14 protein-coding genes and 1 riboswitch are annotated in these 14,781 nt (G+C 42.0%); of the genes, 9 read left to right on the top strand and 5 right to left on the bottom strand.

Annotated features, from left to right (window positions below):
* Nucleotides 1-15: 15 nt before the first annotated feature.
* Nucleotides 16-669 (bottom strand): TerD family protein, encoded by a 654-nt coding sequence (locus EBQ12_RS17675; protein WP_041093355.1) that lies wholly within the window; start codon nucleotides 667-669, stop codon nucleotides 16-18.
* A 246-nt stretch (nucleotides 670-915) separates the two neighbouring features.
* Between EBQ12_RS17675 and ytkD the strand changes: the two genes are divergently transcribed.
* Nucleotides 916-1,392, top strand: a complete 477-nt coding sequence (gene ytkD / locus EBQ12_RS17670; RefSeq protein ID WP_125590923.1) for an RNA deprotection pyrophosphohydrolase — start codon at nucleotides 916-918, stop codon at nucleotides 1,390-1,392.
* 31 nt (nucleotides 1,393-1,423) lie between these two features.
* On the opposite strand, the gene EBQ12_RS17665 is transcribed toward ytkD, so the two are convergent.
* The 3 genes from EBQ12_RS17665 to EBQ12_RS17655 are packed head-to-tail and all read right to left on the bottom strand — an operon-like array spanning nucleotide 1,424 to nucleotide 3,992.
* Complete coding sequence (locus EBQ12_RS17665) at nucleotides 1,424-2,170, bottom strand: ABC transporter permease (protein WP_370529235.1); 747 nt, start codon at nucleotides 2,168-2,170, stop codon at nucleotides 1,424-1,426.
* A 34-nt stretch (nucleotides 2,171-2,204) separates the two neighbouring features.
* Nucleotides 2,205-2,975: an ABC transporter ATP-binding protein gene (locus EBQ12_RS17660; RefSeq protein WP_048001453.1), complete on the bottom strand. Its 771-nt coding sequence runs from the start codon at nucleotides 2,973-2,975 to the stop codon at nucleotides 2,205-2,207.
* 15 nt (nucleotides 2,976-2,990) lie between these two features.
* Entirely contained in the window at nucleotides 2,991-3,992 is a 1,002-nt protein-coding gene (locus EBQ12_RS17655) for an ABC transporter substrate-binding protein (protein WP_046527566.1), read from the bottom strand.
* Between the two features lie 173 nt (nucleotides 3,993-4,165).
* Here EBQ12_RS17655 and EBQ12_RS17650 point away from each other — a divergent pair, with 173 nt between their 5' ends.
* Genes EBQ12_RS17650 through EBQ12_RS17625 form a run of 6 tightly spaced genes read left to right on the top strand, consistent with a single transcriptional unit; the run spans nucleotide 4,166 to nucleotide 9,302 of the window.
* The gene (locus EBQ12_RS17650) at nucleotides 4,166-4,894 is read left to right on the top strand and encodes a carotenoid biosynthesis protein (protein WP_125590921.1); all 729 of its coding nucleotides are present in this window, start codon (nucleotides 4,166-4,168) and stop codon (nucleotides 4,892-4,894) included.
* Entirely contained in the window at nucleotides 4,863-5,609 is a 747-nt protein-coding gene (locus EBQ12_RS17645) for a lysophospholipid acyltransferase family protein (protein ID WP_125590919.1), read from the top strand. The genes EBQ12_RS17650 and EBQ12_RS17645 overlap by 32 nt, the downstream gene beginning before the upstream one ends.
* Nucleotides 5,594-6,721: a glycosyltransferase family 2 protein gene (locus EBQ12_RS17640; protein WP_125590917.1), complete on the top strand. Its 1,128-nt coding sequence runs from the start codon at nucleotides 5,594-5,596 to the stop codon at nucleotides 6,719-6,721. The genes EBQ12_RS17645 and EBQ12_RS17640 overlap by 16 nt, the downstream gene beginning before the upstream one ends.
* Entirely contained in the window at nucleotides 6,718-8,199 is a 1,482-nt protein-coding gene (locus tag EBQ12_RS17635) for a phytoene desaturase family protein (protein ID WP_125590915.1), read from the top strand. The genes EBQ12_RS17640 and EBQ12_RS17635 overlap by 4 nt, the downstream gene beginning before the upstream one ends.
* Nucleotides 8,200-8,225: 26 nt before the next feature.
* Nucleotides 8,226-9,020, top strand: coding sequence for an alpha/beta hydrolase family protein (locus EBQ12_RS17630; RefSeq protein ID WP_125590913.1), 795 nt, complete (start codon nucleotides 8,226-8,228; stop codon nucleotides 9,018-9,020).
* Nucleotides 9,021-9,059: 39 nt separating this feature from the next.
* The gene (locus tag EBQ12_RS17625) at nucleotides 9,060-9,302 is read left to right on the top strand and encodes a DUF2584 domain-containing protein (RefSeq protein ID WP_017358362.1); all 243 of its coding nucleotides are present in this window, start codon (nucleotides 9,060-9,062) and stop codon (nucleotides 9,300-9,302) included.
* 40 nt (nucleotides 9,303-9,342) lie between these two features.
* Here the strand turns inward: EBQ12_RS17625 and pckA are convergent, their stop codons facing one another.
* On the bottom strand, nucleotides 9,343-10,929 hold the full coding sequence (pckA, locus tag EBQ12_RS17620) for a phosphoenolpyruvate carboxykinase (ATP) (protein ID WP_007501908.1): 1,587 nt from the start codon (nucleotides 10,927-10,929) through the stop codon (nucleotides 9,343-9,345).
* A gap of 226 nt (nucleotides 10,930-11,155) precedes the next feature.
* Nucleotides 11,156-11,290: riboswitch (SAM riboswitch) on the top strand.
* A gap of 195 nt (nucleotides 11,291-11,485) precedes the next feature.
* Between pckA and metK the strand changes: the two genes are divergently transcribed.
* A complete protein-coding gene (metK, locus tag EBQ12_RS17615; protein ID WP_008342973.1) occupies nucleotides 11,486-12,688 on the top strand; it encodes a methionine adenosyltransferase in 1,203 nt (400 codons plus the stop codon).
* A 148-nt stretch (nucleotides 12,689-12,836) separates the two neighbouring features.
* Nucleotides 12,837-14,735 carry an asparagine synthase (glutamine-hydrolyzing) gene (gene asnB, locus EBQ12_RS17610; RefSeq protein WP_008342976.1) on the top strand — a complete coding sequence of 633 codons (1,899 nt, stop codon included), beginning with the start codon at nucleotides 12,837-12,839 and terminating at the stop codon, nucleotides 14,733-14,735.
* Nucleotides 14,736-14,781 lie beyond the last annotated feature (46 nt).

The following is a 14,781-nucleotide window of genomic DNA, read 5'->3' as shown; positions in this document are numbered from 1 at the left end:
AGCTCCTTTTCTTTGTCAAGATGTGAATCCGTAGATGCGGCATAGGTCGTTTAAATCAAGGGTCGTACCTTGTCCGGTTGCGGTGATTTTCCATTCGTTCTCAACTCTCGTTAGTTCAGCACAAATGATGGATGTACAAAATGAATAATCCTCTGTTAATTGAAAGGTACAAATCTCCTGTTGTGTGATTTGATCGGAAAGGCGCAAGTAGGCATTGGTCACCTGTCCAAAATGATGTGCCCGCTCGTGTGCATCATGTATCGTGGCTGTTACGACGATTTTCTGAATATCGGGTGAGACTCTGCTCAGTTGCATAATGATGATCTCATTATCCCGATGGCCTCCACCGACCTGATGATCACCTAGATGGCGAACAGCTCCATCTAAGCTTTGCTGCTGATGATAATAGATCAGGTGTTTTGGAGACAGAAGCTTGTCCTCTTCATTTAAGAGAAACACTTGCGTATCTAAATCAATTGGCTGACCAGATAAGTCCCAGCCAAGTCCGATATGAATTTGATCTACATTTGGGTTGTCTTTTGTTAAATCTAACTTTTGTCCTTTCATGAGGTGTTTCTTCACTGTCTCAAGAGAAGCGTCTTCTTTCTCATGTTGCCTCATTGGCCATGCTTTGTTATTTTCTTGTTTTGATCCATTTGTGATGCTCATGCTGGTTTCCTCCTCGTCTGTGTAGGACAAACACTTATTGATTTACGTCATCATGGGCAAAAGGTTTCATGATTAAAATGGGATGAGGATGGAGATGATAAAAAGGTTTTAGCAAGAATACTTATTTTACATACAGACGAGATAGAAGTACTCGTTTGTTTCACTTTTCATAAAAATTCTTCAGAGAAATGTGATCTGTGGTATGATGTTTTACAAGAAGCAAGGACAGGATATGAGGGATTTCACATGCATGTATTTAAAGACTATTATCATAATACGGTCAAGCTCTCTTTTGAAGAGCAGCCTTTTTCAAGTCATCCTAAGCATGTTTGGGCTATTTGCCGCTATCAAGGAAAATGGCTACTTACTGAACATGAGGATCGAGGCTACGAGTTTCCAGGAGGGAAAGTAGAGCCAAATGAAGAAGCAGATCAAGCCGCTATACGAGAGATTCACGAAGAGACGGGTGCTGTTGTTCGTGAATTAACGTATATTGGTCAATATCAGGTGCTTGGCAGAGAGAAAGTCATTGTCAAAAATATTTATTTCGCTGATATTGAAAGGCTCGTCAAGCAGGACACGTATTTTGAAACGAAAGGACCCGTTCTTTTCGCAGACTTACCAAGATCCATCGCAAAAAATAAAAATTTCAGTTTTATTATGAAAGATGATGTCTTGAGACAAAGTCTTGCTTATTTAGAACAGAACGGTTTGATTCGTTAAAAAAAAGCGTAGGGAAATGACCCTGCGCTTTTTATTTTTGCAGAAAACGGCGTTCCAGCCATTCAACAAGCTGATACATGATGGTGGCGAAGACGGCGATAATGAAAAGACTTAAGAACACGAGTGTAAAGTTGAAGACTTGAAAGCCATAGATGATCATATAGCCGAGTCCTTTTGAGGAAACAAGGAATTCCCCCACAATGACCCCAACCCAAGAAAGACCAACATTGACCTTAATGGCAGAGATCATCGTTGGAATACTTGCTGGCAAAATGACCTCACGAAAGACCGTTCTTTTTTTCGCGCCAAAGGTTTTCATGACCTTTAAATAATTCTCATCGACTTCTTGAAAGGCTGTATAAATGACGATGGTGGTAATGATCACACTGATAATGGCACCCATCGCGACAATGCTGATCATGCCTGGTCCAAGGGCAACAATTAAAATGGGGGCGAGAGCAACTTTCGGCATCGCATTTAAAATAACCAAATAAGGATCAAGAACATTTGCAAGACGGGTGGACCACCATAAGGCGGCGGCTAATAAAATGCCGCAAAAAGTACCAAGTAGAAAGCCGAGCACTGTTTCAAATAGCGTAATGCTCATATGATTGATTAATGAACCATCTGATAATTTTTGTACAAACAATTGGCAGACGGCAGATGGTGAACTGAAAATGAGCGGGTCAATCAGTCTGAAATGGCTCGCAAGCTCCCAAAGCGAAAAGAAACTGGCGAAAATGATCAACTGGTAGACTCGCGTCATGCGTTTTTCCATTCGAACTTTTTTTCGATAGGCTTCATGTAAAAGGTCACTGTGTTTCAACTGTCTTCAGCTCCTTCCAAATCGTTTGAAAGAGCTCTTGGAAACTTGCTGTCTGTCTCGCTTCAAAAGGAGAGAGCGTCCTCAGATCATCTGGAACCGTAAACATTCGCTGGATAGAGCCGGGATGCTTTGAGAATAAGAAAATGCGATCACTCATCGCAATGGCTTCGCCGATGTCATGCGTGACAAGAACAGCCGTTTTTTGGTAGTTTTTTAATGTGTGAAAGACGAGGTCTTCTAATGTCAGTTTCGTCTGGTAATCTAGTGCTGAAAATGGCTCATCTAGCAGAAGCAGTCCGGGATCAACTGCAAGCGTTCGGGCGAGAGCCGCACGCTGCCTCATCCCGCCTGACAGCTCCTTCGGGTATTTATCTTCGACATCATTGAGTCCAAGCTTTGGCAGTAAGCTAAGGGCAGCTGAGGTGGCTTCATGTGAATCTTGTTTTGCAATTTTTAACCCGAGAATGACATTTTCCTTGATCGTTTTCCAGGGGAACAAATAATCTTGCTGGAGCATATAACCGATTTGATGCTCCTGTTGATTTGGTTCTTTTCCTTCGATTAAAATTCGACCTTCAGACGGTGGCGTAATGCCTGCGATGATGGAAAGCAAGGTTGTTTTCCCGCATCCGCTAGGACCAATAAATGAGATGAATTCACCTTGAGTGATCTCCATATTGATGTGCTGTATGGCCGTTGTTTTTTCTTTTAAAGAGAAGTACGTGTGGGTCACATGGTCAATTTGAAGGAAAGACATGTGCTACCTCCTGTTCTATTTGTGATCTGTGACCTTCCTTGCAATGGATGAATCGACAAGTTGTTTGTACGGGATAAATTCCGGTAGTTCACCACTTGCCTTCATGATTTCCTGTAATTTGTTCCATTCCTCTTCATTTAGAAGGGGATCTGTTGCATAGGAGTTCTGCTGTTTGTAGCGTTTGATAGCTGTTGATAAGACATCAAGGTCTGTATCAGGAAATTGAGATTGGATTGTCTCGGCAATCTCCTCTGGGCTCTTTGCTTTGACCCATTTTTGCGCTTTGTAAATGGCGCGAGTAAAGGCTTCAGCTGTCTCTTTGTTTTCCTCTAAGTAACTCTTCTTTGCCATAAAGGTGGTATAAGGCACCTTGCCGGAAGCCTCACCAAAGGAGGCGGTAATGTACCCTTTGCCTTCTTTTTCAATTAAGGAAGCTGTCGGTTCGAATAACTGCACAAAATCGCCAGTTCCAGAGGAAAAAGCACCTGAAATGTTGGCAAAATCAATATTTTGAATCATGCGAAGATCCTGTTTCAAATCAATGCCTTCTTTTTTCAGGACATATTCACCGACCATTTGCGGCATGCCGCCTTTTCGTTGACCGAGAAAGTCCTTTCCTTTCAATTGATCCCAAGAGAATTGATTGATTTTTTCCCTTGAAACAAGAAATGTACCGTCTGTTTGTGTCAGCTGTGCAAAGTTCATGACAGAGTCTTTCGTGTCTTGTGCTTCCACATAAATAGAAGATTCAGATCCGGTCAGAGCGATATCAGCGCCGCCGGATAAGAGAGCTGTCATTGTTTTATCGCCGCCCCAAGTGGTCTTTAATTCAACCTCTAAGCCTTCATCTTTGAAAAATCCTTCGGATAGGGCGACATAAAGCGGTGCATAAAAGACCGAATGGGTCACCTCGGCTACTTGTACGGTCTGCTCTTGGTCTTTTTTACAGGCGACAAATGGAATAAAGAGCAGGACAACGAATATGAATGCCAGTCTGACTTTAATGGAACGATTCAAGAGTAATTCGCCTCCTTTGTTCTAGATCACTAATTAAAGTATGTCAAAAGGGATTTTTGGTGAGTGCCTAGATGAAATAAGAAGCGCATTGTTTATTTATAGAACGTGTCTTTTTTTCTATACTAGAAGCATGAATGCTTTCTTGTATTTGGAAGAAATAAAGGAGCGGTTTCGTGTATAGATTGAGTTGGGTATTTGTTGGTTGGTATGTAGTAGGTCTTATTTTAATGGTCTTTTTTGAAGTGCCGGCATGGCTTCAGTTTGCGAATGGTATCTTTCTTGTGCTTTACGCCTGCTGCGTCATTGAGATTGGACGAAATATCTACGGGGCATGGAGCTTTGTGATCGTAAGAGCAGCCATTGTGGGTGTGTTGACGTTTACGGTTGAATGGGTGGGAATCACAACTGATTTTCCTTTTGGGGCCTATGATTATTATCCGACGCTTGGATTTCTTGTGGCGGGAGTGCCTTTGACGATCGCTTTTGCATGGGTTGGTGTGTTTTTAAATAGTCTTTTTTTATCAAGACAACAATCGAAGTGGAAACGAGCCATCGAAACGGGTATATGGATTGTGCTGCTTGATCTCATATTAGATCCGGTAGCGGCTGAACGAAAGTTTTGGGTGTGGTATGACGGCGGAGGTTTCTTTGGTATCCCTTTTGAGAATTTTGTCAGCTGGGGTATCATTGGAGCAGGACTTTCATTTCTGTTCCCGCTCGTATCCATTGATCAGCAGGCATTGCGCTGGAATGGGCGTATTTATCAGGCCATGGTGTTCTTCTTTGGTCTTTTAGCATTAAAGGGCGGGCTGGATGTCATTTTTTATTTAGCACTGATCATTGTCATCTTGTGTGAAGGAAGGGTTCGATTTGAAAGAAAGCGACAAAAACCGATCGTTTAGACGACTCTTTTATTTTTATCTTAAACGATATTTACTGAACAAACATTTTCGCTGTGTCATGATGAAAGGTACGGTTGACCCAAAGGAGAAGCATCCTGTTCTTTATCTTGCCAATCACAGTTCATGGTGGGATGGACTGATCATTTTTCTTTTAATAGAACAAATGTCTGAGCTGGATCATGCCATGATGATGGAAGAGAAGCAGTTGAAGCAATATGCTTTTTTTCAAAAACTTGGTGCATTTCCAGTTCATAAAGAGAAGCTGAAAAGTGTCAAGCAGGCATTAATGACCGCAAAGGAGAAGATGGAGGCTGGCGGGGGTGTGTGGCTCTTCCCGCAGGGGAAAATTATGCACCAAGACATAAGGCCGCTTGAACTGGAAGGCGGAGCTTCTTTTTTAGTCAGGCAATTTGAGCAGGTCGTCATCAAACCTGTGACGCTACATTATACATTTAATCAATTTCAAAAACCGACGGTATCGGTTGAGTTTGGAGAAGATGTCCTAGTAGCTGGCGGATCACTTCGCAGTAAGGAAGTAACAAGTTTACTCGGAGACCTGCTTGAAACACAGTTAAACGCACATCATGCACAGATTATTGCTGATCCAGATTTTTCAACAAACGAACAATTTAGGCAGGTGACAAGGACAAGCCGGTCAACTAGTGATGCGTTTGATTCCTTTAAAAAGTGGGTGAAAACATGGCGGTCTTCTTAATTATCATCAGTGTTTTGCTGCTCTGCCAATTGATGTTTACGATTTGGAATATGAAGCAATTTCCTGTACTCAAGCCGGCATCTCTTTCACCTGATGAACCCATTTCATTATCGATCCTCATTCCAGCGAGAAATGAAGAAAAACGGCTGGAAGCCTGCCTTCAGTCGATTGTTGATCAGCGTCTCCATCTGAAAGAGCTGATCGTGCTGGATGATCACTCGACAGATCAGACGAGAATGATTGCAGAGGGCTTCGCAGAGACATATCCATGGATTCGTGTGCAGTCAGGTCAAGTATTGAAGCGCGGCTGGCTTGGAAAATCATATGCTTGTTCCCAGCTTGCTGAGGCAGCATCTTCTGATTGGCTGTTATTTTTAGATGCAGATGTCCGCTTAAAACAAGGTGCTATTGAAGCGGTGTACAAGCAGTTATGCATACAAAAAACGGGCATGCTTTCAGGTTTCCCAGAGCAAAAAACGGGAACGCCTTTTGAGCATCTTGTCGTTCCTATGATGATGTTTACGATTGGCTGTCATCTGCCAGTGAAGTGGGTCAGAACATCTCAACATCCTGCTTTTGCCGCAGCACATGGCGGCTTTATTGCCATTGAAAAGAACTGTTATCACGAAATAGGTGGTCATGAAGCGATCAAGGATTCTCTTGTGGATGATATGGCTTTGGCTAAACGAGTGAAAGCGAAGGGCTTTCCGTTCACACTGGCAAGTATTCATTCTTTTGTCTACATGAGAATGTATGAGAGTGGACAGGAAGTATGGGAAGGATATCGGAAAAATTTGTTCCCGGGAGTGAATCGAAACATTGCTTTGTTAAGCAGTGTCTTTTGTTTATACTCCGTCCTTTATGTAGTTCCTGTTCTTTGCTTTATGATCGCACTGATTCATTTTGATGTGGTCAATCTCTGTTTAGCCCTTCTTTGCTACGGGCTGGGTGTATCCATTAAAGCGGTCATTGATATCGAAAATGGAAGAACGTCTACGATGGCCTTTTTATTGCCTGTCAGTATCATGAGCCTGATGGCCATTGGTTTTGCTTCTATGAAAATTGGGCTGAAAAAAGAAGGCTATGAATGGAAAGGAAGAAGGTACGAATGAAAAAAGTGATCATTATTGGCGGCGGACTTGGCGGGTTATCGGCTGCGATTCGCTTACAGTCACACGGTTTCCAGGTCACCATTTTAGAAAAAGAAGCTTCTTTAGGCGGGAAATTACAACGCCATCAAGCGTCTGGCTACTCTTTTGATTTAGGACCGAGTACCATTACAATGAAGGCGTATTTTGAGGAAGTATTTACCTCCTGTCATAGACGAATGGAGGATTATGTGACGTTTTATCCGATTTTCCCGCTTACTAAAAACGTTTTTTCAGATGGACATACGGTCGAGTTTACGCCAGATATTGAGCAAATGGAATCACAAATTGCAGTTTTTAGTCCAGAGGATGCAAAGCGATACCGGGCATTTTTACAGGAATCGAAGAAGCTTTTTCAAATGGCAGAGGATCAGTTTTTAAATCGTTTATTATTGAGCTGGAAGGATAAAGCGGATATCAAGTTAATGAAAGCCCTTCTTGCAGTCAAACCTTTTACATCCGTTCAGCGCTTGCTACGTCAATATTTTCGTCATCCTCATACATTGGCGATGTTTGGCCGGTATGCGACTTACATTGGCTCTGCTCCATACGAGGCACCTGCTATTTTTAATATGATGGCTTATTTAGAAGGAGAAAAAGGCATTTATGGTATTAAGGGCGGTACGTATCGTTTAGTTGAGGCATTTGAGACACTGGCAAAGGAATTGGGTGTCCAAATTCATCTCAATGAACGAGTCAAAAAGATTCATGTGAAGAATAAGCGAATCCAAGGAGTTGAAACGGATCAGCAGTTATATGAAGCAGATCAAGTCATTGCGGGGGCAGATGCACTGACTGTTTATCGCCAATTAATTGATGAAGAAGACCGCCCGAGCTTTGGAAATCAAAAACTGGCAAACATTGAGCCATCGTTATCAGGTTTTGTTCTTTTGTTGGGCGTCCCTAAAGTCTATGAACAATTGTCTCATCACAACGTGTTTTTTCCAGAGAATTATGAACAAGAATTCAAGGATATTTTTCAGAAAAAACAGCTTCCTCATGATCCGACGCTTTACATCTGTTATTCAGGTCATTCAGAGCCAGCTTTAAGCGGAGGGCCAGGAAGAAGTAACTTGTTTGTATTAGCCAATGCGCCATATGTGACAAAAGAGCAAAATTGGGACATGCTAAAGGAGACATATGGCCAGCATATGAAAACAAAACTAAAGGAAAAGGGTCTCTTTGATCTTGACCAGCTTGTAGAATTTGAAGCGGTACAAACCCCGCTTGATTTACAGCAAAAAACGGGAGCGTATCATGGGGCCATTTATGGCATGTCGTCAAACTCATTCAAGCAGGCATTTTTTCGCATCAATAATCAATCAAAGGATATTGAAGGACTTTGGTTTGTTGGCGGCACAAGTCATCCAGGCGGCGGCACTCCGATGGTGACAAAATCAGGACAGCTCGTCGCAGAGGCCATTATCAAGCATTTAACGTAACACCGAATGAAAAGGAGAGAATTCAAGTGATTGTGGAAAAGAGAAAGTTCCCGTCGCCACATCCGCATATTCACTTATATACAGTGACATATGAGGCCGATGGACTTCGGATGAAGGGGCTGCTCGCTGAACCGGCCGGAGAAGGTCTCTATGACGGTTTTTTATATTTACGGGGCGGCATTAAAAATGTGGGAATGGTTAGACCTGGCCGAATTGTGCAATTTGCTGCGCAAGGGTTTGTCGTCTTTGCGCCCTTCTACCGAGGGAATCAAGGAGGCGAAGGGAACGAGGATTTTGCCGGAGAAGATCGGAAAGATGCATTTGCTGCATTTCAGCTGTTGAAACATCATCAAAAGGTGAAGCAGGAGCGCATTCATATCTTTGGTTTTTCCCGTGGCGGAATTATGGGCATATGGACCGCTGTTGAAATGAAGCATGAGGCCGCTTCCTTTGTGACATGGGGAGGCGTAAGTGATATGAAGCTCACCTATGAAGAACGTGTGGATATGAGAAGAATGATGAAGCGTGTGATAGGAGGTCCTCCGCATAAGGTACCAGAAGCATATGAGGCTAGAACGCCTTTGAATCATGTGCACCAAATTGAAGCACCTGTCCTAATCATTCATGGGGAGCTGGATGAGAATGTATCCATTGAGCATGCGTATTTATTAGAAGATGCACTGCGTCAGCATGGCAAGTCTGTGGAAACATGGTATTTTCACGGATATCATCATTATTTCCCGCCACAGCATAACCGGGAGATTGTCAGACGGTTGACGACATGGATGCACAGCCGAAAAGGCGGAAATGTGGTAAAATAAACGGTAGAAAGAAATATAGAAAGTAGGGGGATTTTCATTATGGGAATGCCTGTTGAATTTAATACAATGATTGTCACAAAAGGAAAAGAGACAAGAATTGAAGAAAATGTGTTTGAGCTCATGAAGGAAGGGTACCGCATTTATCCATTAAATATTCCGCTTGAGGTGCGTAAAACGAAAGACGGAGAAAAAACAGGAACAGCACATGTTGAAAAGCTGGAGCTCACAGACAATATCACGAAGGTGACGTATCGTCTTGTGTCATTGCATTCAACGAACTAAAAAAGCTGAGGGATTCATTCCCTCAGCTTTTTCCTTTTGATTAGACGAGTGGTCCGCCTTTTGCTTCAATATCACTTGCTGCATGGCTGAATTTTTTAAAGTTCTTTTTAAATTCATTTGCAAGGAAGTTTGCTTTTTCTTTGTAAGCCTCTTGATCGTCCCATGTTTTAGCAGGCTGAAGCACTTCATCTGGCACTCCTGGAATATGAAGCGGGATGTGTAATCCGAAGATGTCGTCAGTGATCATTTCAGCGTTGTCAAGATCTCCTTCGATCGCTGCCTGCACCATTGCTCTTGTATGAGCAAGATTCATTCGTTTGCCCGTACCGTAGCCGCCGCCAGTCCAGCCTGTATTCACAAGGAATACTTTTGCGCCGTGCTCATCGATTTTTTTACCAAGCATTTCAGCATAGACATGAGCAGGAAGTGGCAAGAATGGTGAACCAAAGCAAGTAGAGAACGTTGTTTCTGGTGACGTTACACCACGCTCAGTTCCAGCTAATTTACTTGTGTAACCGCTCAAGAAGTGGTACATGGCTTGTTCTTTCGTTAAACGGCTGATTGGAGGTAAAACGCCGAATGCATCAGCTGTTAAAAAGACGATAGCAGATGGGTGACCTGCAATACTTGGTTTCACGATGTTATCAATCATTTCGATTGGGTAAGCCGCACGTGTATTTTCAGTAAAGAATGTGTCATCATAATCTGCTTCACGTGTTTCTTCATCAAGTACTACATTTTCAAGCACTGATCCGAAGCTGATGGCTTTGTAAATTTGTGGTTCTTTTTCTTCACTTAAGTTCACGCATTTTGCATAGCATCCGCCTTCAATATTGAAGACACCTGTGTTAGACCAGCCGTGCTCATCGTCTCCAATCAGCTTGCGGCTTGCACTTGCAGAAAGCGTCGTTTTTCCAGTACCTGAAAGGCCGAAAAATAAAGCAACATCGCCTTCTTGACCGACGTTAGCAGAGCAGTGCATAGATAAAATATCTTGTTCAGGAAGCAGGTAGTTCATAACAGAAAAAATGGATTTTTTCATCTCTCCTGCATATTCTGTTCCACCGATCAGAATCGTCCGTTTTTCAAAAGAAACGATAATAAACGTTTCAGAGTTTGTGCCATCTGTTTCAGGATCTGCTTTAAAGTGAGGTGCAGATAAGATGGTGAAAGGTTTTTCGTTTGATGATGGTGTTGATCCATCAGGTCTGATGAATAGCTGCTTTGCAAAGAGATTGTGCCAAGCGAATTCATTTACAACTGTAATTGGCATACGGTATTTTTCGTCAGCACCGGCAAAACCATCAAAGACAAATAGTTCATCACGTTCTTTTAAGTATGACACAACCTTTGTATATAAACGATCAAATGCCTCTTTCGAGATCGGCTGATTGACTTGACCCCAATCAATTTTATGTTCAGAGTTTTCTTCTTTTACGATGAATTTATCTTTAGGCGAACGTCCAGTGTAGGCACCCGTTGTGGCGCGGACAGCACCAGTTGAAGTTAAAACGCCTTCATTACGTGCCAAAATCTTTTCAACAAGTTTCGGAACAGATAAATTTTGGTGCGTATTTTCTAATGAGAGCAATGACTGCAAATCTTCTTTTAAATCCACTGAGTTCATAAAAAAACCCTTCCTTTACCGTTGAATTTGTTTGTTTTGATTAGTATAACACATTGATAATAATAGTCTATACTATTTAAACATTTTTGTGTGTGTTTTTTCATTTCTGCTATGAAAATATGCTTTTTGGTGATGCTAATGATGAGGTGAAAAAAAGGGGAGATAATTCCTATGAACCATTGACATGACGCAAGGGTTTAAGATAAGATATCTTATTGAACGGATACTCTTATCCCGAGTTGGTGGAGGGACAGGCCCGATGAAGCCCAGCAACCGGTTTCTTATGAAAAAGGCATGAACATGCTGAGAAACCAAGGTGCTAACCTGATGCAAGGTACAAGAACACCTTGAGCGATAAGAGTGAAAGGCATGCGATCTCAGACCCTTTCCTCGCAATGAAGGAAATGGTTTTTTTATTTTTGGGATATCATATGAACAAATTGCCAATAACATCTCTAATATAAACATGTTGAAATATAAGAGGGAACGAGTTCCGTATCATATTGGAGGCCTCATCTTGGGATGATGTGGTCTTGTACAGGAGGAAATAGCCATTATGAGTCAAAATCGTCGTTTATTTACTTCAGAATCAGTGACCGAAGGACATCCAGATAAAATCTGTGATCAAATTTCAGACAGCATTTTGGATGAAATTTTAAAGAAAGATCCAAATGCACGTGTTGCCTGTGAAACTTCTGTAACAACCGGTCTCGTATTAGTAAGCGGTGAGATTACAACGTCTACTTATGTCGACATTCCAAAGACGGTGCGTGACACGATTAAGGAAATTGGCTACACACGTGCGAAATATGGTTTTGATGCGGAAACATGTGCGGTTCTTACATCAATTGATGAACAGTCTGCTGATATTGCGCAAGGTGTAGACAAAGCGCTTGAAGCACGTGAAGGAACAATGACTGAAGAAGAAATTGATGCGATCGGTGCAGGTGACCAAGGTCTGATGTTTGGTTTTGCAAACAACGAAACTGAAGAGCTTATGCCACTGCCGATTTCTCTTGCACATAAATTATCTCGCCGTTTAACAGAAGTACGCAAGAATGAAACACTTGCATACCTTCGTCCAGACGGAAAAACTCAAGTTACAGTTGAATATGATGAACAAAACAAACCAGTTCGTATTGATACGGTGGTTATTTCTACACAGCATGCACCAGAAGTGACGCTTGAACAAATTCAAAGCGACTTAAAAGAGCATGTCATCCGCCCTGTCGTTCCAAGTGAACTGATCGATGAAGAAACAAAATACTTCATCAACCCAACAGGCCGCTTTGTCATCGGTGGACCTCAAGGGGATGCTGGTTTAACTGGACGTAAAATCATCGTTGATACTTATGGCGGGTATGCTCGTCACGGTGGTGGTGCTTTCTCTGGTAAGGATGCAACGAAGGTTGACCGTTCGGCAGCATATGCGGCTCGCTATGTAGCGAAAAACATCGTAGCAGCTGGTCTTGCAGATTCATGTGAAGTGCAGCTTGCTTATGCAATTGGTGTTGCACAGCCTGTCTCCATTTCAATTGATACATTTGGAACAGGCAAAGCCTCTGAAGAGAAATTAATTGAAGTGGTACGTGCAAACTTTGATCTTCGTCCAGCTGGCATTATTAAAATGCTAGACTTACGTCGTCCGATCTATAAACAAACCGCTGCATACGGACACTTTGGCCGGCATGACTTGGATCTTCCATGGGAAAAAACGGATAAAGCCGACACGCTTCGCAAGGAAGCATTAGGAGAATAACAACATACAAAACCGCTTATTTTAAGCGGTTTTCCTTTTGATTAAAAAAAATTCTACAAAAAGCGTAAAAATGTGAAACAAAATTGGACAAAATACTGTCTAATTATAGGTCTACTTTTAAGAAATAACATAACGTGGAGGCAATAATATGTGTGGGTTTGTTGGTGTATTTAATCACCGTCCATTGTCCGAAACTACTGAGCAGGAAGAGTTAATTAAGCAAATGAATCGTCTCATCGTTCATCGAGGTCCGGATGATGAGGGATACTTTCATGATGAGCATGTAGGATTTGGATTTAGACGTTTAAGTATTATAGATGTTGAACACGGAAAGCAGCCGCTTTCTTATGAAGATGAAAAATATTGGATTATTTTCAACGGAGAAATTTATAACTATGTGGAGCTGAAAGAAGAGCTTGTGAAAAAAGGCTATACGTTCAGCACAGATTCTGATACGGAAGTCCTTCTTGCCACATATCGCCACTATAAAGAAGAAGCGGCATCGAAGCTTCGCGGGATGTTTGCATTTTTAATTTGGGATAAAGAAGCGCAGTTATTATATGGCGCAAGAGATCCTTTCGGCATTAAACCGCTCTATTTTACACAAATGGATGACCAAGTGTACTTTGCTTCTGAACGCAAAAGCTTAATGGCTGTGAATGAGAACATTTTATTTGATGAGACTGCTTTGCAGCAGTACATGTCTTTTCAGTTCGTTCCTGAGCCAAATACACTTGATCAAAAAGTGCACAAAGTCGAGCCAGGTCATCAGTTTACACTGCGTCCAGGCCAAGACATTGCATTTAAGACTTACTGGAAAGTTCAATTCAAACCTGAACAAACACAAGAGCAGAAATTAGTAGAAGAAGTACGTGATGCTATCTATGATTCTGTAAAAGTCCACATGAGAAGTGATGTGCCTGTTGGTTCATTCCTATCAGGCGGGATCGATTCTTCTTTCATCGTGTCGGTCGCAAAGGAATTTCACCCTGAACTGAAGACATTCTCTGTTGGTTTCCAGCAGGATGGATTCAGTGAGGTAGATGTAGCAAAAGAAACAGCTGATAAGCTGGGATTGCAAAACTTTAGTGCTGTGATTTCTCCTGAGGAATATATGAATGAGCTTCCAAAGATCGTCTGGCATTTAGATGATCCTTTGGCTGATCCAGCGGCGATTCCATTGTATTTCGTGGCAAAAGAAGCGAAAAAACAAGTCACAGTTGTTCTTTCAGGTGAGGGAGCAGACGAGCTATTCGGTGGATATAATATTTACCGTGAGCCGCTGTCTCTAAAGCCTTTCGAATCTGTACCATCCATGCTGAAAAAGCTTCTTCTTCGTCTGGCTCGTTTAATGCCAGAAGGAATGAAAGGGAAAAGCTTTATCGTTCGCGGCTGTACGCCATTAGAGGAACGTTATATCGGCAATGCGAAAATCTTTGAAGAGCCAGTGAAGAAAAACCTCTTAAAGCAGTATGATCCGAACATCACGTATCGTGACGTGACGAAAACATACTTCGAAGAAAGTGCAGGCTACAGTGATATTAACAAAATGCAATATGTTGATATCCATACGTGGATGCGCGGGGATATCCTGCTGAAAGCAGATAAGATGACAATGGCGAATTCTCTTGAGCTTCGTGTTCCATTCCTTGATAAGGTCGTATTTGAAGCAGCTTCTAAAATTCCAGAAGAGCTGAAAACGAAAGACGGTACAACGAAATATTTATTGCGTAAAGCAGCAGAAGGCATTGTACCAGACCATGTGTTAAACCGTAAAAAACTAGGTTTCCCTGTGCCAATTCGTCATTGGCTGAAAAATGAGATGAACGCTTGGGCGAAAGATATCATTAAAAACAGTCAGACAGATGAATACATTAACAAGGCATATGTTCTTGATTTATTAAATGATCATTGTGCTGGAAAAGCAGATCATAGCCGTAAGATTTGGACTGTCCTGATCTTTATGATCTGGCATAGCATCTATGTAGAGCGCAGCATTGATCCAGAGCAGTTGAATCACCAGCCGAAAGAAGTTATTTTTAGCTAATGAAAAAGGTTTTCAGCTTTGTGCTGAAAACCTTTTTTGTCATGAT

It is taken from the genome of Bacillus sp. 2B09, assembly GCF_003946835.1.
Classification (GTDB): Bacteria; Bacillota; Bacilli; order Bacillales; family Bacillaceae; genus Bacillus; species Bacillus altitudinis.
Note: the sequence above shows the minus strand (reverse complement) of the source record. Positions and strands in the feature narration are given on the sequence as shown.

Bases quoted from the DNA above. Each gene is read 5' to 3' on its own strand.
- metK (WP_008342973.1), top strand. From the start codon at position 11,486: ATGAGTCAAAATCGTCGTTTATTTACTTCAGAATCAGTGACCGAAGGA.
- pckA (WP_007501908.1), bottom strand. From the start codon at position 10,929: ATGAACTCAGTGGATTTAAAAGAAGATTTGCAGTCATTGCTCTCATTA.
- EBQ12_RS17635 (WP_125590915.1), top strand. From the start codon at position 6,718: ATGAAAAAAGTGATCATTATTGGCGGCGGACTTGGCGGGTTATCGGCT.
- asnB (WP_008342976.1), top strand. From the start codon at position 12,837: ATGTGTGGGTTTGTTGGTGTATTTAATCACCGTCCATTGTCCGAAACT.
- EBQ12_RS17675 (WP_041093355.1), bottom strand. From the start codon at position 669: ATGAGCATCACAAATGGATCAAAACAAGAAAATAACAAAGCATGGCCA.
- EBQ12_RS17640 (WP_125590917.1), top strand. From the start codon at position 5,594: ATGGCGGTCTTCTTAATTATCATCAGTGTTTTGCTGCTCTGCCAATTG.
- ytkD (WP_125590923.1), top strand. From the start codon at position 916: ATGCATGTATTTAAAGACTATTATCATAATACGGTCAAGCTCTCTTTT.
- EBQ12_RS17660 (WP_048001453.1), bottom strand. From the start codon at position 2,975: ATGTCTTTCCTTCAAATTGACCATGTGACCCACACGTACTTCTCTTTA.
- EBQ12_RS17665 (WP_370529235.1), bottom strand. From the start codon at position 2,170: ATGGAAAAACGCATGACGCGAGTCTACCAGTTGATCATTTTCGCCAGT.
- EBQ12_RS17625 (WP_017358362.1), top strand. From the start codon at position 9,060: ATGGGAATGCCTGTTGAATTTAATACAATGATTGTCACAAAAGGAAAA.